The organism is Pseudomonas koreensis (assembly GCF_012986595.1).
Taxonomy (GTDB): domain Bacteria; phylum Pseudomonadota; class Gammaproteobacteria; order Pseudomonadales; family Pseudomonadaceae; genus Aquipseudomonas; species Aquipseudomonas koreensis.
On the sequence record NZ_JAAQYM010000001.1, the window covers coordinates 944929 to 967083 of the forward strand.

The following is a 22155-nucleotide window of genomic DNA, read 5'->3' on the forward strand; positions in this document are numbered from 1 at the left end:
AAAGGAGCTTCACCCATGAAACTGAGCAGCACCGCGATACTGGCCCTGGCCATCAGCAGCATCACCGCCACGGCGTATGCAGAACCTGTCAGTCAGGAATTCGTACCGACCACTCTGGCCGGCAGCAGCGCCCAGAGCGAGGCCAAAGGCTTTATCGAAGGACAAAGCCTGGGCGGCACGACCCGCAACTGGTACGCCAACGAACTGAAGCGTCGTGATGACACCTTCAGCTACGTGAAGAACAGCGACAAGAACACTTCGCCAGTGGTCAAGACACCGACCCCGCGTCGTATCAACTGGGTGCAAGGCACCATCGTCAACTACACCTCGGGCTTCACCCAAGGCACCGTTGGCGTCAGCACTGAAGTCGCGGCGTACAACGCCATCGTTCTGGATCGTGATCGCAAGGACATCGCCGGCGGTTCCAACCGTACCCTGGCACACTCCGACGGCGATGCCGTAGACCAGTGGAGCAAACTGGGTCTGGCCAACGTCAAGTTCCGTGTGTCCAACACCACCCTGACCGCGGGTCGCCAGAACTTCAGCACGCCGATCGTCGACGTCATCGGCAACCGTCCGCTGCCTTCGAGCTTTGAAGGGATCAGCCTGCACAGCGAAGAACTCAACAACCTGTCGTTCGACCTGGCCGGTTTTGACCGAGTTTCGCCACGTACCGAGCAGAGCCTGTCGAAATTCCGCTCCGAGTACTCGGCCACTGGCGTTGAAACCGACAAGGTCTACACCGCCGGCGTCAACTATCAGCCGCTCAAGAGCCTGAAAACCAGCCTCTACGTTGCTAACGTCGAAGACTTCTGGAACCAGTACTACTTCGGCGGCACCCACGAACTGGGTGACAGCCAAGTGCTGAGCCTGACCACCGGCCTGAACTACTACAAGACCGTCGACGAAGGCAAAAAGTTGATGGGCAACATCGACAACGACACCTACTCCCTGTCGTTCGGCCTGACCCACCAGGCGCACAGCCTGACCTTCTCGTATCAGCAAGTGAACGGTAACGAGTACTTCGACTACCTGCACGAAACCAACGGCATCTACCTGGCCAACTCCCTGCTGTCGGACTTCAACGGCCCGAACGAGAAGTCCTTCCAGATCGCCTACGGCATCAACATGGCCGAATACGGCGTGCCAGGCCTGAAGTTCAACATCTACCAGGCACGCGGCTGGGGCATCGACGGTACTCATTACACCGGCACCGCCTACACCGATCCGGGCGCCAAGCGCGGCGACCTGAGCCTGATGGACGGCGAAAGCCACTACGAATACGGCGTTGGCGCGTCCTACGCCGTGCAGAGCGGCCCGCTCAAGGCCACCGCGATTCGCGCAACCTACACCACTCACCGCGCGAGCGAGCACCAGGCTGACGGCAACATCAACGAGTTCCGTCTGGTGACCACCATCCCGTTCAACATCCTGTAAAAAACGCCAACCGACGGCTGACTCATGAAGAGTCGGCCGTTCGGTTTTTTGTCTTCAACCGATTGCAGAGGGTTATCGATGAAAATGCTTCCCCTACGTGCGGCCGTCGCGGCTGCGTTGTTGAGCGCCGCCATCGGCGTCTCGGCCAAACCCTTGGTGGTCTGCACCGAAGCCAGCCCGGAAGGCTTCGATATGGTCCAGTACACAACTGCAGTCACTGCCGATGCGGTGGCCGAAACGATCTTCAACCGTCTGGCGGACTTCAAGCCCGGCACCACCGAAGTGATTCCGGCGCTGGCCGAATCCTGGGACATCAGCGAAGACGGCCTGACCTACACGTTCCACCTGCGCAAAGGCGTCAAGTTTCACACCACCGAATACTTCAAGCCGACCCGCGACATGAACGCCGACGACGTGGTCTGGAGCTTCCAGCGTCAGCTGGACCCGAATCACCCGTGGCACAAACTGTCGAGCGTGGGCTTCCCGTACTTTGAAAGCATGGGCTTCAAGGAACTGCTCAAAAGCGTAGAAAAAGTCGACGACAACACGGTCAAGTTCACCCTGACCCGCCGCGAAGCGCCGTTCCTGGCTGACATCGCCATGGCATTCTCCTCGATCTACCCGGCCGAATACGCCGACCAGTTGCTCAAGGCCAACAAGACCGGCGACCTGAACAGCAAACCGATCGGCACCGGCCCGTTCATCTTCCAGCGTTACGCCAAGGACGCCCAGGTACGGTTCAAGGCCAACCCGGACTACTTCCGTGGCAAGCCACCGGCCGACGCGCTGATCCTGGCGATCGCCACCGACAACAATGTGCGCCTGCAGAAGCTCAAGGCCAACGAGTGTCAGGTCGCGCTGTATCCGAAGCCGGATGACATCCCGAGCATCAAGAAAGACAGCAACCTGAAAGTCGACGAACTGGATGCAATGACCGTGTCCTACATCGCGATGAACACCCAGCACAAATACATGAGCGACGTGCGCGTGCGTAAGGCCATCGACATTGCCTTCGACAAGGAAGCCTACGTCAACGCCCTGTTCGGCAAAGGCAACGCCTCGGTCGCGGTCAACCCGTACCCGCCGACCCTGCTGGGCTACAACCACGACCTGAAGAACCCGCCACGCGACCTCGACAAGGCGCGCGCCCTGCTCAAGGAAGCCGGGGTTCCGGAAGGCACCGTGTTTACCCTGTTTACCCGTAACGGTGGCGGTCCTACCAACCCGAACCCGATGCTCGGCGCACAGATGATGCAGGCTGACCTGGCGAAAGTCGGGATCAAGATCGACATTCGCGTGATGGAATGGGGCGAAATGCTCAAGCGCGCGAAGAACGGCGAACACGATATGGTGTCTGCCGGATGGGCGGGCGACAACGGCGACCCGGATAACTTCCTGACGCCTATGCTCAGTTGCGAGGCGGCCAAGAACGGCGAAAACTATGCGCGCTGGTGCAACGAGAAATTCCAGGCGCTGCTCGACGAAGCACGGGCTAAAGTAGATCCGGCCGAACGCGCCAGGCTCTACGAACAGGCCCAGGTGCTGTTTAATCAGGACCAGCCGTGGATCAGCATGGCCCACACCCGGATGTTTACCGCAATGCGCAACAACGTAGAGGGTTATCACATCAGCCCTCTCACCACTAATAACTTCGCCACCACCCAGGTGAAGTAGATAAGAAACTCCCGGCCTCCCTGACCCCAGGGAAGCCGGGCACGCCTAACCGGCTGATGAGGTACCACACAAGATGTTTAGTTTTATTGCCCGCCGACTGGGGTTGTTGATCCCCACGTTTTTCGGCATCACCTTGCTGACTTTCGCGTTGATTCGCATGATTCCGGGCGACCCCGTGGAAGTGATGATGGGCGAACGTCGGGTCGACCCCGAAATGCACGCTCAGGCAATGGAACGCCTTGGTCTGAACAAACCGCTGTACGCCCAGTATCTGGACTACATCGGCAAACTGGCTCATGGCGATCTCGGCGAATCCCTGCGTACCCGTGAAAGCGTATGGACCGAGTTCACCTCCCTCTTCCCGGCGACCCTGGAACTGTCCATGGCCGCCCTGCTGTTCGCCGGCATCCTCGGTCTTCTGGCCGGGGTGATCGCGGCCCTCAAGCGAGGATCGCTGTTCGACCATGGGGTGATGGGCATCTCCCTGGCGGGGTATTCGATGCCGATCTTCTGGTGGGGCCTGATCCTGATCATGTTCTTCTCCGTAAGCCTGGGTTGGACCCCGGTGTCCGGACGGATCGACCTGCTCTACGACATCGAGCCGCGCACCGGCTTCATGCTGATCGACACGCTGCTGGCCGATGACATGGGCGCGTTCCTCGACGCCTTGCACCACCTGATCCTGCCGGCCATCGTACTGGGCACCATTCCGCTGGCGGTGATCGCGCGGATGACCCGTTCGTCGATGCTCGAAGTGCTGCGTGAAGACTACATCCGCACCGCCAAGGCCAAAGGCCTGTCGCCGTCGCGCGTGGTGTTCGTCCACGGCCTGCGCAACGCGCTGATCCCGGTGCTGACCGTGGTCGGCCTGCAAGTCGGCACCCTGCTGGCCGGTGCAGTCCTGACCGAAACCATTTTCTCCTGGCCCGGCATCGGTAAATGGCTGATCGAAGCCATCGGCGCCCGGGACTACCCGGTCGTGCAAAACGGCATCCTGTTAATCGCCTGCCTGGTGATTCTGGTCAACTTCGTAGTGGACATCCTCTACGGCTTTGCCAACCCACGCATCCGTCATCAGCGCTGAGGTCCATACCATGAGCACTCCAACATCCTCAGTAGCCAATGCCGCCCCAAGCGCGGATCAAAGCCTGCTGTACCCGTCGCCGTACAAAGAATTCTGGCAAGCCTTCTCCAAAAACAAGGGCGCGGTTGCCGGCCTGCTGTTCATGCTGCTGGTGATTTTCTGCGCGATCTTCGCGCCGTGGGTCGCGCCGCATAACCCGAGCGAGCAATACCGTGACTTCCTGCTGACGCCACCGGCGTGGCTCGAAGGCGGGCAGATGCAGTTCCTGCTCGGCACCGATGAACTGGGTCGCGACCTGCTGTCGCGTCTGATCCAGGGTTCGCGCCTGTCGCTGCTGATTGGTCTGTCGTCGGTGGTGATGTCGCTGATCCCGGGGATCCTGCTGGGTCTGTTCGCCGGTTTCTTCCCGAAAATGATCGGCCCGACCATCATGCGTCTGATGGACATCATGCTGGCCCTGCCGTCGCTGCTGCTGGCTGTGGCGATCGTCGCCATCCTCGGCCCTGGCCTGATCAACACCGTGATCGCCATTGCGGTGGTCTCGCTGCCGTCCTACGTGCGTCTGACCCGTGCTGCCGTGATGGGCGAACTGAACCGCGACTACGTGACCGCCGCGCGCCTGGCCGGTGCCGGTCTGCCACGCCTGATGTTCATCACCGTGCTGCCCAACTGCATGGCGCCGCTGATCGTGCAGGCGACCCTGAGTTTCTCTTCGGCGATTCTCGACGCTGCGGCGCTGGGCTTCCTCGGCCTTGGCGTACAACCGCCAACCCCTGAGTGGGGCACCATGCTGGCCTCGGCCCGCGACTACATCGAACGCGCCTGGTGGGTGGTGAGCCTGCCGGGTCTGACCATTTTGCTCAGCGTGCTGGCAATCAACTTGATGGGCGACGGTCTGCGCGATGCGCTGGACCCGAAACTCAAGAACGCCGCCTGAGGAGATTCCCATGTCATTGCTAGAAATCAAGAATCTCAACGTTCGCTTCGGCGACAAGAACGCCGTTCCGGTGGTCGATGGCCTCGACCTGAAAGTGGACAAGGGCGAAGTCCTGGCGATCGTCGGCGAGTCCGGTTCGGGCAAGTCGGTGACCATGATGGCGCTGATGGGCCTGATCGAGCACCCGGGGATCGTCACTGCCGATGCCCTGAGCTTCGACGGCAAGAACATGCTCAAGCTGAGCAACCGCCAGCGTCGGCAGATCGTCGGCAAAGACCTGGCGATGGTGTTCCAGGACCCGATGACCGCGCTCAACCCGAGCTACACCGTCGGTTTCCAGATCGAAGAAGTGCTGCGCCTGCACCTGAAAATGTCCGGCAAGCAAGCGCGCAAACGCGCCATCGAACTGCTGGAAAAAGTTGAAATCCCGGGCGCCGCCAGCCGTATGGACGCTTACCCGCACCAACTGTCCGGCGGTATGAGCCAGCGTGTCGCGATCGCCATGGCGATTGCCGGCGAGCCGAAACTGCTGATCGCCGATGAGCCGACCACGGCACTCGACGTAACGATTCAGGCGCAGATCATGGATCTGCTGCTGGCGTTGCAGAAAGAACAGAACATGGGCCTGGTGCTGATCACCCACGACCTCGCCGTTGTCGCCGAAACCGCCCAGCGCGTGTGCGTGATGTACGCAGGTCAAGCCGTTGAAGTCGGTCAGGTGCCGCAACTGTTCGACATCCCGGCGCACCCGTACAGCGAAGCGCTGCTCAAGGCGATTCCCGAACACAGCCTGGGCGCCGAGCGCCTGTCGACCTTGCCGGGCATCGTGCCGGGCCGCTACGACCGTCCGCAGGGTTGCCTGCTGTCGCCGCGCTGCCCGTACGTGCAGGACAGCTGCCGTGCGCAGCGTCCGAGCCTGGACCCGAAAGCCAACAGCCTTGCCCGTTGCTTCTACCCGCTGAATCAGGAGGTGGCGTAATGGCCGTCGTACTTACCGCCCGCGACCTGACCCGTCACTACGAAGTTTCTCGAGGCCTGTTCAAGGGCCACGCGACCGTGCGCGCCCTCAACGGCGTGTCGTTCGAACTGGAAGCCGGCAAGACCCTCGCCGTGGTCGGCGAGTCGGGTTGCGGCAAATCCACCCTGGCCCGTGCCCTGACCCTGATTGAAGAGCCGTCGTCCGGCTCGCTGAAAATCGCCGGTCAGGAAGTCGCCGGTGCCGACAAAGCCCAGCGCAAGCAACTGCGCAAAGACGTGCAGATGGTGTTCCAGAGTCCGTACGCGTCGTTGAACCCACGGCAGAAAATCGGTGATCAACTGGCCGAGCCGTTGCTGATCAACACCAACCTGTCGGCCACCGAGCGTCGCGAGAAAGTCCAGGCGATGATGAAGCAGGTGGGCTTGCGTCCTGAGCACTACCAGCGCTATCCGCACATGTTCTCCGGCGGTCAGCGCCAGCGGATCGCCCTGGCCCGGGCGATGATGCTGCAACCGAAAGTGCTGGTGGCGGACGAGCCGACCTCGGCACTGGACGTGTCGATTCAGGCACAGGTGCTGAACCTGTTCATGGACCTGCAGCAGGAATTCAACACCGCCTACGTGTTCATCTCGCACAACCTGGCAGTGGTGCGTCACGTTGCTGATTCGGTGCTGGTGATGTACCTCGGCCGACCGGTGGAAATGGGCCCGAAAGAGGACATCTACACCCGCCCTCTGCACCCGTACACCCAGGCCTTGTTGTCGGCGACGCCAACCATCCACCCGGATCCGGACAAGCCGAAAATCAAGATCGTCGGCGAATTGCCCAACCCGCTGAACCCGCCACCGGGCTGCGCGTTCCACAAGCGTTGCCCGTACGCCACCGAGCGTTGCAGCACGGAAGAACCGGCCCTGCGTGAACTCGACAACCGCCAGGTGGCGTGCCACTACGCCGAGCAGTTCCTGGATGGCGCGGCGTAAGCAAAACCGAAGACCGACACAAAACCTGTAGGAGCTGTCGAGTGAAACGAGGCTGCGATCTGTTGATTTTCAGAATCAAGATCAACAGATCGCAGCGTGCCGCAGCTCCTACAGGGATCGTGTTTATCCGCAAGTAATGTGTTAACCAAACCCCTTCTCCTCCGATTGCGCATCAGTCGAGGAAGAAGGGGTTTTCTTTTGCCGGCGATCTACGTCTGGCTGTCGCCGTCTTCATCGTCGTCGGTGTCCGGCTCATCAGTGGTCGAGTCGTCGTCATCCTTGCTGCCGCCCTGGTCCTGATCGCCCGGCTCGGATTCGGACTTGGCCAGCATGATCACGCCGTGCCCATGTGGCGCATTAAACCCCTGCTGAGGACTGGCGGTACTCGCCCAGGCTGCAGACGTACCCAGTGACAGCATCACAAAAACCTTAAGCAACAGCACAATGCGTTGAAAAATGCTCATAGCTGATTCCATCCTTTCGTGGTTGAAGCCTGGGGTGCCGACCCGGCGCTGAATGAAATCTAGTTCCGATCAGCGTGGTTCACCAGATAGGACGCTAACGAGACCCCGGAAATGCCCAGGCCGGGCAGATCACTTGTGAATAACCCCTATAACCGAATCAGCTAAGCGAGCTGACATCTTTGCCGGCCGGGAGCCTCTTGGCCTGGGTCGATGAACGCGTCGCGAGGAGGATCAGCGGCAAGGTCAACAACGCCAGTGTCGCGCTCGCAAACCACACGCTGTGGCCTCCGAAGTGTCCATACAGCTGACCACTGAGCACTGGCGACAGCAGCGCACTCGCGCTCCAACTCATGAAAAACAGACCGAAATACTGGCCGCTTTTGCCGCTCTGCGCGTGTTGCATGACCAGCACATTCATCGGCGGCATGAAAAAAGCTTCACCCAATGTCCAGATCACCGTCGACAGGCACACGTAAAACAACCCGGAACCCAACGGCAGCATGCCCAGCCCGAGAGCCAGCAGCACACACCCGGCCAGCAGTTGTTTACGTACGCCCCAGCGCTCGCCCCAGTGTGTCAGTGGAATCTGCAGCGCCACCACCAGCATCGCGTTAAGCCCGAACTGCCAACCGATGGCCTCGGTGCTCAAGTGGTAGTAGTCGCGCAGGTAGTTGCCCAGCGTGCTGTAAACCGTGTCGAAGGCCATCCCCAGCAACACGGCCGCACCGAGTAGCCAGAGGAACGCCGTATCACGTAACGGCACGCCTGCGCCGGCACCTGCCTCGGCCACCTCATCGGGCTTGAGCACCGCGCGACGCCAGGTCGTGCGCACAAACCAGAGCAACGCCAGCAACGTCATCGCCGCACTGACGAAAAACACCCAACGGAAATCCGTCTGCGCCAACACCCCGCCGGCGACACCGGCAGCCGCCATGCCGAGATTGCGCGCCACCCGGCTCAAGGCCTGGGCGCGGGAGCGCTGCGCAGGCTCGCAATACTCCATGATCAAGCGCTGATGCAGCGTTCGAATCGCCCCGTCGACGGTGCCGCTGAGCAACAGCAAAACCGCCAGCAACGGCACCTGCGTCACCACCCCCAGCAGGATCAGCACCCACACGGACACGAAGAACAACGCCGCCGTCAGCCGCGCCGTCCGCACATGATCACTGAGCAGCCCACCGAGCATCGAACCGACCAACAGCCCTGCACCGTACGCCGACAACAGCCAGCCAACCGTCTCGATCGCCAGCCCCAGCTCCTGACGCAGATACAACGCCATGAACAGCTTGACCATGCTGCTCAAGCGATTGATGAACAACAACGCCGCGAGCACCCAGGCCATCAGACTGAAATAGCCGTTGGGGCGAAGCAGATGGACGAGGTTGCGCGTCACTCCATTGACCTCTCAAAACGACTTGCGGGGAACTGGAACACTAACGGCCGGCGATCCGGTTGTCGCGCTCAAGAACATCGAAAGCACAAAATACCGAGTCGCCTGACAGCCAATTCACATCAGGCCAAAAGCCCCTCACCCTCTCCCTCTCCCAAAGAGAGAGGGAACTGAGAGAGGTGTTGGGGAGAGGTGCGCCGACATGAAATTACGAGCCGAACTCTGATTCTGAAAAGCCCAAAAATCGGCTCCCTCTCCCTCGGGAGAGGGCTGGGGTGAGGGGTGAGGGGTGAATCCAACACCGAACAAAAGCCGACCGCATGCTCTTCCACCACTCAACAGGATGAGCGTTAGCTCGACTGCAGCTCTTGATCTTGATCCACGGGCGACGTCGGAAGGCTGAGCGCAGGGATTGATCCGGGCGTGGGAGCGCAGCGACCGTTTGGCGAAGCCAAACACAGCGAGAGGAGGTGCAGCGAAGCCAACCGTAGACGCTGCGCCCGGATCGATCCCGGAGCGAAGGAACCCCGAGCCCCAGCGAGCGGGCCGTACGTAGGAGCAAGCGTTTTTGGTTACTTTTGGGGCGTTTGCCAAAAGTGACCCGCCGTAAGGGCGGAACCCTAATCCGCAACACCCGAAGCAACGGATATACACCCAAACCAACCAAACAAAAAAAAGCCCCCTAGGCATACACCTAGAGGGCTTCGGACAAAACAATTCAGAGCTTAGTGATGCTCACGCGTCGCACGGAATTTCACATCCGGCCAACGCTCTTCCATCAACGCCAGGTTAACCCGCGTCGGCGCCAGATAAGTCAGGTGACCACCGCCATCCAGTGCCAGGTTCTCCACAGCCTTGTTGGAAAACTCCTCAAGCTTCTTCTTGTCGCTGCATTCAATCCAGCGCGCGGAGTACACCGTGATCGGCTCATACGAGCACTCAACCTTGTATTCCTCCTTCAAACGGCTCGCGACCACATCAAACTGCAGCACACCGACGGCGCCAAGAATGATGTCGTTGCTGCGCTCCGGGAAAAACACCTGCGTTGCACCCTCCTCGGCCAGTTGCTGCAGACCCTGACGCAACTGCTTGGACTTCAGCGGATCACGCAGACGCACGCGGCGGAACAGCTCCGGCGCAAAGTGCGGAATACCGGTGAAACCGAGGGCTTCGCCTTCGCTGAAAGTGTCGCCGATCTGGATCGTGCCGTGGTTGTGCAGACCAATGATGTCGCCGGCGTACGCCTCTTCCAGTTGCTCACGCTCGGAGGAGAAGAACGTCAGGGCGTCGCCGATGCGCACGTCCTTGCCGGTACGCACGTGGCGCATCTTCATGCCTTTCTCGTACTTGCCCGAGCAAATGCGCATGAAGGCGATGCGGTCGCGGTGTTTCGGGTCCATGTTCGCCTGGATCTTGAAGATGAAGCCCGAGAACTTCTCTTCCACCGGCTCCACGGTGCGCTCGTTGGCGACACGGGCCAGCGGACGCGGTGCCCAATCAACCACAGCATCGAGCACGTGGTCGACCCCGAAGTTGCCCAGTGCGGTACCGAAGAACACCGGGGTCAGTTGACCGTCGAGGAACTCCTGCTGGTTGAACTCGTGGCAGGCGCCCTGCACCAGCTCCAGCTGTTCGAGGAAGCGGTCGTACTCGTCGCCCAGGTGCGCGCGCGCCTCGTCGGAGTCGAGTTTCTCGATGATCTTGGTTTCGGTGCGTTCGTGACCGTGACCGGCGGTGTAGACAATGATGTAGTCGTCGGCCAGGTGGTACACGCCCTTGAAGTCGCGGTAGCAACCGATCGGCCAGGTGATCGGCGCGGCCTTGATCTTCAGAACGGCTTCGATCTCGTCGAGCAGCTCGATCGGGTCACGGATGTCGCGGTCGAGTTTGTTGATAAAGCTGACGATCGGCGTGTCACGCAGACGGCAGACGTCCATCAGGGCGATGGTCCGTGGCTCTACACCCTTACCGCCGTCGAGGACCATCAATGCCGAGTCGACCGCCGTCAGGGTGCGGTAGGTGTCTTCGGAGAAGTCTTCGTGGCCCGGGGTGTCGAGCAGGTTGATCATGTGTTCGCGATATGGGAACTGCATGACCGAGGTGGTAATGGAAATACCCCGTTGCTTCTCCATCTCCATCCAGTCGGATGTCGCATGGCGATCGGATTTACGGGATTTCACCGTACCGGCCACTGCAATCGCCTTGCCCATCAACAGGAGCTTTTCGGTGATCGTGGTTTTACCGGCATCGGGGTGGGAAATAATGGCGAAAGTGCGGCGTTTCGCGACTTCGGCGGCCTGGTTGGTCATGGGAAATCGCCTGGCGGTGATTCAAAAAAGGGCGGCGAGTATAGCTTAAAAAGTGATCGACAGACCACCGTCCCTCGGACCCGCAAAACCCCGTAGGAGCTGCCGCAGGCTGCGATCTTTTGATCTGTTGCTCTAGAACAAAGTCAAAGGATCGCAGCCTGCGGCAGCTCCTACAGGTGGCCAGATGGCATCTTATGTGGGAACCTTTTAAAGCACGGAGACGTCCATCCCCTGTTACGACATTTCGTCAGGGGCTGAAAAATCAGCAAGTTAGCCTGACGAGGCTGCGCTCATGGCTCGCTTTCAGACCGCTTTTTGCCGGTACTGAGGGAGCTGCTTCTCGCGAACGTTTATTCCCGGCAGCCAAGGCTTGGCATGCCACTCGGGAGAGCGTTCGCCGACTACAAGAAAAGGAGTCCGCCTGTGGCTATCCGCTATGGCAAAGGGCTGATGGGAGGTGCGGTGGTGATCGCGCTCCTGGCCCTGCTGGTCCACTGGATCGGCATCAACACGATCGAACACTACCGCGACGATTTGTTGTTTTACCTGCAAGCTCATCTGATTCTCGTCCTCGCTTCAATGCTGGCCGCCCTGGTCGTGGGCATCCCCGCCGGCATCTTCCTCAGTCGTCCGACCATGGTCGGCCGCGCTGAACGCTTCATGCAGATCTTCAATATCGGCAACACCGTGCCTCCGCTGGCCGTGCTCGCGATTGCCCTGGGCGTCCTCGGCATCGGCAGTGGCCCGGCGATCTTCGCTTTGTTCCTCGCCTCCCTGTTGCCCATCGTGCGCAACACCTACGAAGGCCTGAAAAATGTGCAGGGTTCGCTGAAAGAAGCGGCCGTCGGCATCGGCATGACCCCGCGTCAGGTGCTGTGGAAAGTCGAATTGCCCAACGCCGTACCGATCATCGTCGGGGGTGTGCGGGTGGCGCTGGCGATCAACGTCGGCACCGCGCCGCTGGCGTTCCTGATCGGCGCCAACAGCCTCGGCAGCCTGATCTTCCCTGGCATCGCCCTGAACAATCAGCCGCAACTGCTGCTCGGCGCTGCGTGCACCGCGCTGCTAGCCCTGCTGCTCGATGGCGTGGTCACCCTCGCCAGCCGTCTCTGGCTGGAACGCGGTTTGCGCCCGTCTTAAGGCTCTTGCGAAGGAATGAATATGAAACGACTTAGCTTGATCTTAAGTTGCATCCTGCTGTTTGCAGGGTTGGCGCAAGCCGCTGAAAAACCCGTTATCCGCCTCGGCGCCCGGGTGTTCACCGAGCAGACTTTGCTCGCGGAAATCACCGCGCAATACCTGCGCAGCAAGGGTTACGACGCGCAGATCACCGGCGGTCTGGGCAGCAACCTGGCCCGCAGCGCCCACGAAAGCGGGCAGCTGGACATGCTCTGGGAATACACCGGCGTGTCGCTGGTGGCCTACAACCATGTCACCGAGAAACTCGACAGCGCACAGTCCTACGCCCGGGTCAAAGAACTCGACGCGAAAAAAGGACTGGTCTGGCTCACTCCGTCGAAGTTCAGCAACACCTACGCCCTCGCCCTGCCGAAAAAAGTCGCCGAGGCTTATCCGCAGATCAACAACATCAGCCAGTTGAACGAGGTTCTGCGCGCTGAAGCCAAGACCAACCACCTGGTGGCACTGGACACCGAGTTCGCCAACCGCTCCGACGGTCTGGACGGCATGGTCAAGCTCTACGACATGAACCTGACCCGCAAGAACATCCGGCAGATGGACGCGGGGCTGGTCTACACCGCGCTGCGTAACGGTCAGGTGTTTGCCGGTCTGGTCTACACCACGGACGGTCGCCTCAACGCCTTCGGCCTGAAGCTGCTGGAAGACGACAAGCACTACTTCCCCGACTACACCGCCGCGCCGGTGGTGCGTCAGGCTTACCTCGACGCCCATCCGCAACTGGCCGAGCAGCTCAAGCCACTGGCCGAACTGTTCGACGACGAAACCATGCGCCAGCTCAACGCGCGGGTCGACGTCGATCACGAGAGCCCATCGAAAGTCGCCGCCGATTTCCTGCGCCAGCACCCACTGAACTAAGGAGGAAAAGTCATGGAATTTCTGAACGCCTTTTCCCACCTCGACTGGCAGCAGGTGATGCACCTGACCTGGCAGCACATCACCCTGGTCGGCATTGCCGTTACTTTGGCGATCGTCGTCGGCGTGCCGCTGGGCATTCTGATGACGCGCTTCCCGACACTCGCCGGCCCCTTGCAAGCCAGCGCCACGGTGCTGTTGACCGTACCGTCGATTGCGCTGTTCGGCCTGCTGCTGCCGTTCTATTCCAAGTTCGGTCAGGGCCTGGGGCCGATGCCAGCGATCACCGCGGTGTTCCTCTATTCACTGCTGCCGATCATGCGCAACACCTACCTCGCCCTGACCGGCGTCGAACCGGGCATCCGTGAAGCCGCTCGCGGCATCGGCATGACGTTCGGCCAGCGCCTGCGCATGGTCGAGCTGCCGATAGCGGTGCCGGTGATCCTCGCTGGCGTGCGCACCGCGGTGGTGATGAACATCGGCGTAATGACCATCGCCGCGACCATCGGCGCCGGTGGCCTTGGTGTGCTGATCCTCGCCTCCATCAGCCGCAGCGACATGTCGATGCTCATCGTCGGCGCGCTGCTGGTCAGTCTTCTGGCGATCTTCGCCGACCTCCTCCTGCAGTGGCTGCAACGCACGCTGACTCCAAAAGGACTCCTCAAATGATCGAACTTCAAAACCTCAGCAAGACCTTCCAAAGCAACGGCAAAGATGTCAAAGCCGTGGACTCGGTAAGCCTGACCGTCAATGAAGGCGAAATCTGTGTGTTCCTCGGGCCATCGGGTTGCGGCAAAAGCACCACGCTGAAGATGATCAACCGCCTGATCAAACCGACCTCGGGCAAGATCCTGATCAACGGCGAAGACACCACCGACCTCGACGAAGTGACCCTGCGTCGCAACATCGGCTACGTGATCCAGCAGATCGGCCTGTTCCCGAACATGACCATCGAAGAGAACATCGTCGTGGTGCCGAAACTGCTCGGTTGGGACAAACAGAAATGCCACGACCGTGCTCGCGAACTGATGAGCATGATCAAGCTGGAACCCAAGCAGTATCTGCATCGCTACCCGCGTGAACTGTCCGGCGGCCAGCAACAGCGGATCGGCGTGATCCGCGCACTGGCGGCCGATGCCCCGCTGTTGTTGATGGACGAGCCGTTCGGTGCGGTCGACCCGATCAACCGCGAGATGATCCAGAACGAGTTCTTCGAGATGCAACGGGCGCTGAACAAGACCGTGATCATGGTCAGCCACGACATCGACGAAGCGATCAAGCTGGGCGACAAGATCGCGATCTTCCGCGCCGGCAAACTGCTGCAGATCGATCACCCGGACACCCTGCTCGCGCATCCGGCGGACGACTTTGTCAGCAACTTCGTTGGTCAGGACAGCACGCTCAAGCGTCTGCTGCTGGTGAAAGCCGAAGACGCTGCCGATAACGCGCCGTCGGTCAGTCCGGAAACCCCGGTCGCCGATGCGCTGGAATTGATGGACGAGCATGACCGCCGCTACGTGGTGGTCACCTGTGCCGAGAACAAGGCGCTGGGCTATGTGCGTCGCCGCGACCTGCACCGCCAGACCGGCACCTGCGCGCAGTATCTGCGCGAATTCAACGCCACCGCGGCGTACGACGAGCATTTGCGCATCCTGTTGTCGCGGATGTACGAGTTCAATCGTTCGTGGCTGCCGGTGATGGATGCCGAGCGGGTGTTCCTGGGTGAAGTCACCCAGGAGTCGATTGCGGCTTATCTGAGTTCGGGGCGCTCGCGCGGGATGAAAACCAGCATCGTCTCGCCGGCTGAGGCAGTCGTCGCCTGATCGATTAAAAGGTCGAACATTTAACCTGTGACGAGGGAGCTTGCTCCCGCTGGGTCGCGCAGCGGCCCTTCTTTTCATAAAAAGCGGGGACTGCTTCGCAGTCCAGCGGGAGCAAGCTCCCTTGCCACAGGTTTTTCAGTGTTTGCAAAGGCTGGAAAAAAATATCAACACCAAGGTGGGTTCTGGCATTGAGAAACCACCCGTCACACTCATCAAAATCCCCCACACACCCACCTCTCGCGGGCAACGTCGCCGATGTTGCGCCTATCACACTTACCCCAGAGTTAGCCGACAAAAGCCGCGAACGTGCAGGTATTTTTAACACTCGAAAATTCCCGGGGAACATCTGTCCGTCATCTCGGTCGGCTACAAAGAGTGATAACCGCGACGCACGTCAGAAGCGTGCAAAAACGCGACATTTTTAGTTGATCTCACGCCCCTCACGCCCTAAAGTTCGCGCCGAACGTCCATGCTGGAAACGATCCATCCGGCTCAAGTACTGACGACGAGACAGCAAGGCCAAGGGAAAAAAGCTGCATTTCCCATGGCCTTTTTGCTTTCGGCGACATGCCTTGGGAAGTAGGCGAACCAAAGTGGGGATACGGAGGGCGTTCAGGAGGGTGTGTCATCAATGAATTCACGAGTGCGCCGGAGTCCGCTTTTGCGCAGGGCAAGGCGCGAGGCCCGCAGTTTCGTTGTTCCAAATAAGGGACGAGCAACGCAGCCCTGCGCAAAAGCGGGCCCGGCCCTTCGGGTTGAGCCTGAGCGCGCGCCATGCTGCGTTGCAGGCCTTGCGAAGGGAGTGGCCATTAGCGGCGGCCTGCGCCTTGCCTGGCACGCGCTCAGGTTCAACGCACTCGCGAATTCATTGATGACACACCCTCGCACCCATTGATTACTAACGTTTGCCAGTAGGAGTTCCCAAGTATGTCGATCCAGGTCGAAGACTATTTCGCGCGCGAAACCTTTCAGAAAATGAAGGCGTTCGCCGACAAACAGGAAACCCCGTTCGTGGTGATCGACACCGCGATGATCAGCCAGGCCTATGACGACCTGCGCGCCGGTTTCGAATTCGCCAAGGTCTACTACGCGGTCAAGGCCAACCCGGCCGTCGAGATCATCGACCTGCTCAAAGAGAAAGGCTCGAGCTTCGACATCGCCTCCATCTATGAGCTGGACAAAGTCATGGGCCGTGGCGTGAGCCCGGACCAGATCAGCTACGGCAACACCATCAAGAAGTCCAAGGACATCCGCTACTTCTACGAGAAGGGTGTGCGCCTGTTCGCCACCGACTCCGAAGCCGACCTGCGCAACATCGCCAAAGCCGCGCCGGGCTCGAAAGTCTATGTGCGGATCCTCACCGAAGGCTCGACCACTGCTGACTGGCCTTTGTCGCGCAAGTTCGGCTGCCAGACCGACATGGCCATGGACCTGCTGATCCTCGCTCGCGACCTCGGCCTGGTGCCGTACGGCATCTCGTTCCACGTCGGTTCGCAACAGCGCGACATCAGCGTCTGGGATGCGGCGATCGCCAAGGTCAAAGTGATCTTCGAACGCCTGAAAGAAGAAGACGGCATTCACCTGAAGCTGATCAACATGGGCGGCGGCTTCCCGGCTAACTACATCACCCGCACCAACAGCCTGGAAACCTACGCTGAAGAAATCATCCGCTTCCTGAAAGAAGACTTCGGTGATGACCTGCCGGAAATCATTCTGGAGCCGGGCCGTTCGTTGATCGCCAACGCCGGCATTCTGGTCAGTGAAGTGGTATTGGTTGCACGTAAATCGCGCACCGCCGTCGAGCGTTGGGTGTACACCGATGTGGGCAAGTTCTCCGGCCTGATCGAAACCATGGACGAAGCGATCAAGTTCCCGATCTGGACCGAGAAGAAAGGCGAGATGGAAGAAGTGGTCATCGCCGGTCCAACTTGCGACAGCGCCGACATCATGTACGAAAACTACAAGTACGGTCTGCCGCTGAACCTGGCAATCGGTGATCGTCTGTACTGGCTGTCGACCGGTGCCTACACCACCAGCTACAGCGCCGTGGAATTCAATGGCTTCCCGCCACTGAAATCGTTCTACGTGTAATACGCGGCGATTGAGAAAAGGCCCATGAGCGATCATGGGCCTTTTTTTTATCGGCGCAGCCATGCCTCCAGGTGACTCAGCATCGCCAGGCATTCGTTGGTGCCGTCGATGATCGCCGCCAGTTTGAAGTTCAACTCGCCCAGTTTCGTTGCACTCTTGGCCTGCAACAATTGATTGCATACGCCATCGAGGCGCTGATAAAGCGCTTCAATGAACAGCCCCTTCTGCGTATTCACCTGACCCCATCCATTGAACAACTCGACGATGTCGGCCTTGTACTCCGCCGCTCTGACCGCAGGCTCCCTCGACGAGTAAGCGATGTCCCAGACCGGGGTTGTCGCGGCGTCGGCAAACAACTCCTGCGCAACAGTGGGGGTTGCATGGCAAAGGCACGAACGGTGATCCATGGCGCTGACAAATACCGACTTCACGCCGAACGACTCTTCGTACACCTCAACGACGGTATATTTCAGCTGTCGCGTCTGCGCTCTGAGTTCAAAGAACCGAAGCGCCAGTTCGTGCAGCAAGTCAGAAACATCTTGAGGGGGAAACAACTTCCAGGTCGGCGACCTGGAAAGACTGTAGACCCGGAAGTCCACTTGGCTGACAGGTTCGTTCCGGGAGGTTCTGCCGGTGATTTCCAGCGTTTCACGGGTGAACGTTTGCAGATCTGCAACATAGCCTGCGCCCAGCACTTTCAATGCCTGGGTACGCCCCCAGAACGCTTCGAGATAGCGCTGATTGAAGCGGGCATTTTCCAGCCGCGAGTCCCTGGCCAGAACCGCCAGTTGATGGCCACTCCTCCTGCGACGCTCGAAGACCATCGGTATCGCGTTGAACGTTGCGGGCAAGGCACCGAGAAACCGAATGTAACGGTCCAGCACACGCCGTTGCGCCACCGTAAATTCATAAGCCAGTACATTCATGCTGTTTCAGAGGTGATGGGCTTACAGCCCACCCCCTCAGCCCCTTGTTATTGATGAATGCTCTTCAAATGCTTGATGACGTCGGCCATTCGCACGATCGCCGCTTGCGCTCGCGCTTCGACAGGAAGCGAAGTGTTCTGCCGGAAATCACGGGTGAACTGCGCAAAGTCTTCAATCAGACTGGCAAACTCGGCGGCATAGCCAGAACGGCCGGCGTCCAGTTGATCCAGAGTCTCGACCAGTTCGATACGCCCATCAAAACGGCCGATGTCTTTGACGTACTGGTTGATCTGCGCACGCAGTTCACCCGCCTTGTCATTCAGCCGGTTGTACGCCGCCAGCATATTGAGAAACGAAATCGCCTCGCCAATACCGGAAATCAACTTCTTCAGGGTATCGATGGCCAACATCGCGACCTGCACCTGAGGTGGCGCCAAGCCCAATGCCTTGAGATTTTCGAGCGACAACTGTGCCTGTTCGCCAATTTTTTCGATGCCTGCCTTGGCGATCAGATCAATCCCCTTGGAAACAGACTTCATCTCGACCGTCAGGTCTGCGAGTTTTTCATCGCACTTGCTCTTGAGTGCCACAGTCGCCGCGCGATCATCCCTCAGGGTCACGAGCCAGCCGGCCGAAGCGTTGCGGTCATAGTGCGCATTGATGCTCTTGTGAACAACGTTCAAGTCCTGCGTCTGGACAGACACCTTATTGAAGATGGTCTTTAACTCGAGCTCCATGTCTTCGCGTACTTCGTCCGCATCATCCGGGTACTCCAGTTCCGCCTGATAGCCTCGCAGTTTCCTCTCCGCGCGCTCCAGATAGATGCCGGTGGCCAGCGCCTGGCTGCGCAGGTCGAACGTGGCCTTGTTGATCGCGATGGCCAGGTTATTCATGGCGCCAACGGTACCGGGCATGTAATCGAATTGTTCAAACAGCATCTGCGCCGTCGTATTCAGGCTTTGCACCGACGCATTATGCTCACGCAGTTTTGCCATATTGAACGTTGGAACAACCGAATTAACCGACAGCAAAGATCTCATGGACCGACTCCGAACAACCAGACGATTTTTCTCATACTCTTTATCCGCTTCTTCAAACACTTTCAGCAACTGATCGGAACTGACCTTTATCTGTTCCCAGGGGTCAATGATATTCAGCAACTGATTTTTGAAGCGGCGCAACGAAGCCGCCTCGAATATACCGTCGACCTCACTAAAGGAAGCCGCGACATAATCACTGAGCGCATTCCACACCAGCATGAGATTCTGCGTAGCGACTTCAGCCTCAATGGCTACGTAACTTAGATTCTGCAGATCATCTCGAACTTTGTTCAACGAACTCAGCGTCTGGTTCCTGCTGGCCATGAGCTGATTATCAGCCAGTTGCAATTGCTTCAAGCGGTTACGCTCATTACGGATTCTTTCCGCCTTGACGCCTTGATAAATGCCCAGAATCAAGCCACCAATATTCAGGGTAGCCGCCGACTTGATCGCTTCCTGAACCAACTGATCGTACTGCTTGTTCAGCTCATCAATTTCTTTCGAGCGCTGATCAATGGTTCCCTGCAATGCCTTGATGTCGCTCTGGTAGGTGTTCCTGGAAACAAACGCCAGGCGCAAGGCAATTTCCGGCAGCACTTTTTCGCGCATATCGATACCGAAACTGTCCAGTTGCTCTCGCACCCGCTCGGCTTTCTGATGACATTGCGCAACTTTCATCAGCAGGTCATTGAGATACGCCTTGATATCCGGGATATCTTCTGGCGACAGGTCGAGATCAGGAAGCCCCGGAATCTGCCGTTTCAGGTTCAGATATTCCTCAGGCGTATTGATATTGTGTTCTTCCAGATACCTCGACGCTTTGAGATCCTCATACACCTCCACGATGGCATTACCGGTACGGATAATGCTGCCGGCAAAAATTTTCAGGTCAGTGCCGGTCAGCATGATTTGCTCGCGCAGCGGCGACCAGCGTTTCGCATGGTCATACGTCATGGTAAAGGTGCGCAGAAAATCCGCAGCTTTCAGGCCCACGCCACCTTGATCACCGGCGCCATAATTCAAATAGGCAATAACGTCTTGCAGACGTACCGGAAGGGACAGCCCCAGAACTTCATACTTTCTCAGACTGACAATCTGTTCCTTGGTCAGCTGAATGCCGGTATCGCGGTTGTATTCCTCACCCACGCCCAGCGAGGCATTCACAAACGCCAGTGGTGCTTTGGCCGCAACTTCCGCGACCGTGTTATTAATCTTCGGCTCCATCAGAGACTCCTTGTCTTCTTCGGAATGTATTAACGGTTATTTTGATGCTTACAAGCCACTCCCAACAACTTGACCACAAACATCGAAGACAACACTAATCAAGCAGTGCGCGCCCACACAAGTCATTAACTATTAAAATTAAATACCAAACTAGAAGAATCGATAAAACAACAACTAACAGCCAACTACAAAAGCACCTGACCAAGTGTTAGTTGTTAAATTTTTTCAATCAGTCAAGCCGCGCGCAACTCACTCAGCCGCTGTTGATAAACTTCAGCCATCTGGCGAATTTGTGGGTGACGGGCGTTGAGCAATGAATCGATGCTCACCCGCAGGAAGTTCACGTTCCCTGCCGCCAGTGCCTTGCGCAACCAGCCCAGTGCATCATCGATCAGTCCTTCTTCCGCCAGCACGGCGGCGTAACTGAACTGCCCCCGAAAATCTCCGCCCTCGGCCGAGCGACGATACCAATCGCGCGCGGCGCTCGGATCGGCCTGACAGGCCTGCCCGTCTTCCAGATAACGTCCCAGCAGGTTCATCGACTTGGCGTGGCCGGCTTCAGCGGCGCGCTGATACAGCGCCAGTGCCTGAGCATGATCCAACACCACCCCGCGCCCGGTGGCCAGCAGATTGGCCAGGTTGTACATCGCCCAATCCAGCCCCGCGTCTGCGGCAATTCGATAATGCCGGGCGGCAATCGCGGTATTCGCCGCACAACCCCAGCCATGCTCATGACAACGGCCGAGCATGTTGCGCGCCATCAGATGCCCCTGCCCGGCAGCGATGCCGAACCAACGCAGCGCCAGCGGCTGATCCCGGGCGATGCCCCGGCCGTCGAGCAGGATCTGCCCGAGCAGCGCCTGCGCTTCAACCACGCCCTGGCCTGCCGCGAGCAGAATTGCCTGCGCGGCACGGGCCGGACTTTCTTCGAGCATGGCGCCGAGCTGCGTGCCGTCGAGCACTTCTTCGCGCCGCAGCAGGTAGCTCATACCTCGACCCAGCGCCGCAGCAGGTTGTGATAGGTGCCGGTAAGGCGGATCAGCGACGGGTGATCGGGCATGTCTTGCGTCAGTTGCTGGATCGCTTCGTCCATCTCGAACAGCAACGCGCGCTGACTGTCTTCGCGCACCAGACTTTGCGTCCAGAAGAACGACGCATAACGCGCACCGCGCGTGACGGCGTTGACCTTGTGCAGGCTGGTGCCCGGGTACAGCACCAGGTCGCCGGCCGGCAGTTTCACCCGCTGGGTGCCGAACGTGTCCTGGATCTCCAGTTCGCCGCCGTCGTAATCCTCGGGCTCACTGAAAAACAGCGTGGCCGACAGATCGGTGCGCACTCGCTCAATGCTGCCCTTGGGCTGACGCACGGCGTTGTCGATATGAAAATCAAAACTGCCGCCCGCCGTGTAGCAGTTGAGTAACGGCGGGAATACTTTGTGCGGCAGCGCAGCGGACATGAACTGCGGATTTTTCCACAGCCGTTCGAGCATCGCCGCACCGATTTCCTGGGCCAGTGGATGACCTTCCGGCAGTTGCAGATTGTGCTTGGCCTTGGCCGACTGATAACCGGCGGTGATCTTGCCATCGGCCCAATCGGCCTGCTCCAGCGCCTCGCGGATGCGCTGCACTTCGTCTTTGGCGAACAGGCCGGGGATGTGCAGCAGCATGGCGATCGTACCTGATGGTAAAGGGGTGCCAATGGTATTGATTCTTATTGGTCGTGTAAAACCCGCACGACGGATGAAT

Annotated in this window: 18 protein-coding genes; 11 read left to right on the plus strand and 7 right to left on the minus strand. The window is 59.1% G+C overall.

Annotated elements, in window-relative coordinates:
* The first annotated feature begins 15 nt into the window (after window positions 1-15).
* The 6 genes from HBN98_RS04510 to HBN98_RS04535 all read left to right on the plus strand — a co-directional run bounded on the left by HBN98_RS04510 (window position 16) and on the right by HBN98_RS04535 (window position 7091).
* Window positions 16-1437, plus strand: a complete 1422-nt coding sequence (locus HBN98_RS04510; protein ID WP_064585949.1) for an OprD family porin — start codon at window positions 16-18, stop codon at window positions 1435-1437.
* Window positions 1438-1515: 78 nt separating this feature from the next.
* Window positions 1516-3111, plus strand: a complete 1596-nt coding sequence (locus tag HBN98_RS04515; RefSeq protein WP_064585948.1) for an ABC transporter substrate-binding protein — start codon at window positions 1516-1518, stop codon at window positions 3109-3111.
* Window positions 3112-3184: 73 nt separating this feature from the next.
* Complete coding sequence (locus HBN98_RS04520) at window positions 3185-4195, plus strand: ABC transporter permease subunit (RefSeq protein ID WP_007953665.1); 1011 nt, start codon at window positions 3185-3187, stop codon at window positions 4193-4195.
* 10 nt (window positions 4196-4205) lie between these two features.
* Window positions 4206-5132 (plus strand): ABC transporter permease subunit, encoded by a 927-nt coding sequence (locus HBN98_RS04525; RefSeq protein WP_064585947.1) that lies wholly within the window; start codon window positions 4206-4208, stop codon window positions 5130-5132.
* 10 nt (window positions 5133-5142) lie between these two features.
* A complete protein-coding gene (locus tag HBN98_RS04530; protein ID WP_064585946.1) occupies window positions 5143-6111 on the plus strand; it encodes an ABC transporter ATP-binding protein in 969 nt (322 codons plus the stop codon).
* Window positions 6111-7091 (plus strand): peptide ABC transporter ATP-binding protein, encoded by a 981-nt coding sequence (locus HBN98_RS04535; RefSeq protein WP_064585945.1) that lies wholly within the window; start codon window positions 6111-6113, stop codon window positions 7089-7091. The genes HBN98_RS04530 and HBN98_RS04535 overlap by 1 nt, the downstream gene beginning before the upstream one ends.
* 209 nt (window positions 7092-7300) lie before the next feature.
* Here HBN98_RS04535 and HBN98_RS04540 read toward each other — a convergent pair whose 3' ends face one another.
* From HBN98_RS04540 to HBN98_RS04550, 3 genes are all read right to left on the minus strand, one after another.
* On the minus strand, window positions 7301-7555 hold the full coding sequence (locus HBN98_RS04540) for a hypothetical protein (RefSeq protein ID WP_083367030.1): 255 nt from the start codon (window positions 7553-7555) through the stop codon (window positions 7301-7303).
* A 157-nt stretch (window positions 7556-7712) separates the two neighbouring features.
* Complete coding sequence (locus HBN98_RS04545; RefSeq protein WP_083367031.1) at window positions 7713-8948, minus strand: MFS transporter; 1236 nt, start codon at window positions 8946-8948, stop codon at window positions 7713-7715.
* Window positions 8949-9670: 722 nt separating this feature from the next.
* The gene (locus HBN98_RS04550; RefSeq protein ID WP_064585942.1) at window positions 9671-11254 is read right to left on the minus strand and encodes a peptide chain release factor 3; all 1584 of its coding nucleotides are present in this window, start codon (window positions 11252-11254) and stop codon (window positions 9671-9673) included.
* A 450-nt stretch (window positions 11255-11704) separates the two neighbouring features.
* Between HBN98_RS04550 and HBN98_RS04555 the strand changes: the two genes are divergently transcribed.
* The 5 genes from HBN98_RS04555 (at window position 11705) to HBN98_RS04575 (ending at window position 17220) form a co-directional block, all read left to right on the plus strand.
* Complete coding sequence (locus HBN98_RS04555) at window positions 11705-12394, plus strand: ABC transporter permease (protein ID WP_169844036.1); 690 nt, start codon at window positions 11705-11707, stop codon at window positions 12392-12394.
* Window positions 12395-12415: 21 nt separating this feature from the next.
* Entirely contained in the window at window positions 12416-13309 is an 894-nt protein-coding gene (locus HBN98_RS04560; protein ID WP_083367032.1) for a glycine betaine ABC transporter substrate-binding protein, read from the plus strand.
* 12 nt (window positions 13310-13321) lie between these two features.
* A complete protein-coding gene (locus HBN98_RS04565) occupies window positions 13322-13975 on the plus strand; it encodes an ABC transporter permease (protein WP_064585940.1) in 654 nt (217 codons plus the stop codon).
* Window positions 13972-15129, plus strand: a complete 1158-nt coding sequence (locus HBN98_RS04570) for an osmoprotectant ABC transporter ATP-binding protein OsmV (protein ID WP_064585939.1) — start codon at window positions 13972-13974, stop codon at window positions 15127-15129. The genes HBN98_RS04565 and HBN98_RS04570 overlap by 4 nt, the downstream gene beginning before the upstream one ends.
* 927 nt (window positions 15130-16056) lie before the next feature.
* Window positions 16057-17220, plus strand: coding sequence for a type III PLP-dependent enzyme (locus HBN98_RS04575; RefSeq protein ID WP_064585938.1), 1164 nt, complete (start codon window positions 16057-16059; stop codon window positions 17218-17220).
* A 47-nt stretch (window positions 17221-17267) separates the two neighbouring features.
* On the opposite strand, the gene HBN98_RS04580 is transcribed toward HBN98_RS04575, so the two are convergent.
* From HBN98_RS04580 to HBN98_RS04595, 4 genes are all read right to left on the minus strand, one after another.
* Window positions 17268-18146, minus strand: coding sequence for a hypothetical protein (locus HBN98_RS04580; RefSeq protein WP_083367033.1), 879 nt, complete (start codon window positions 18144-18146; stop codon window positions 17268-17270).
* A gap of 47 nt (window positions 18147-18193) precedes the next feature.
* On the minus strand, window positions 18194-20410 hold the full coding sequence (locus HBN98_RS04585) for an alpha-xenorhabdolysin family binary toxin subunit A (protein WP_083367034.1): 2217 nt from the start codon (window positions 20408-20410) through the stop codon (window positions 18194-18196).
* A gap of 233 nt (window positions 20411-20643) precedes the next feature.
* Window positions 20644-21399 (minus strand): tetratricopeptide repeat protein, encoded by a 756-nt coding sequence (locus tag HBN98_RS04590; protein ID WP_083367035.1) that lies wholly within the window; start codon window positions 21397-21399, stop codon window positions 20644-20646.
* Window positions 21396-22076: a Fe2+-dependent dioxygenase gene (locus HBN98_RS04595; protein ID WP_083367036.1), complete on the minus strand. Its 681-nt coding sequence runs from the start codon at window positions 22074-22076 to the stop codon at window positions 21396-21398. The genes HBN98_RS04590 and HBN98_RS04595 overlap by 4 nt, the downstream gene beginning before the upstream one ends.
* Window positions 22077-22155: the final 79 nt, after the last annotated feature.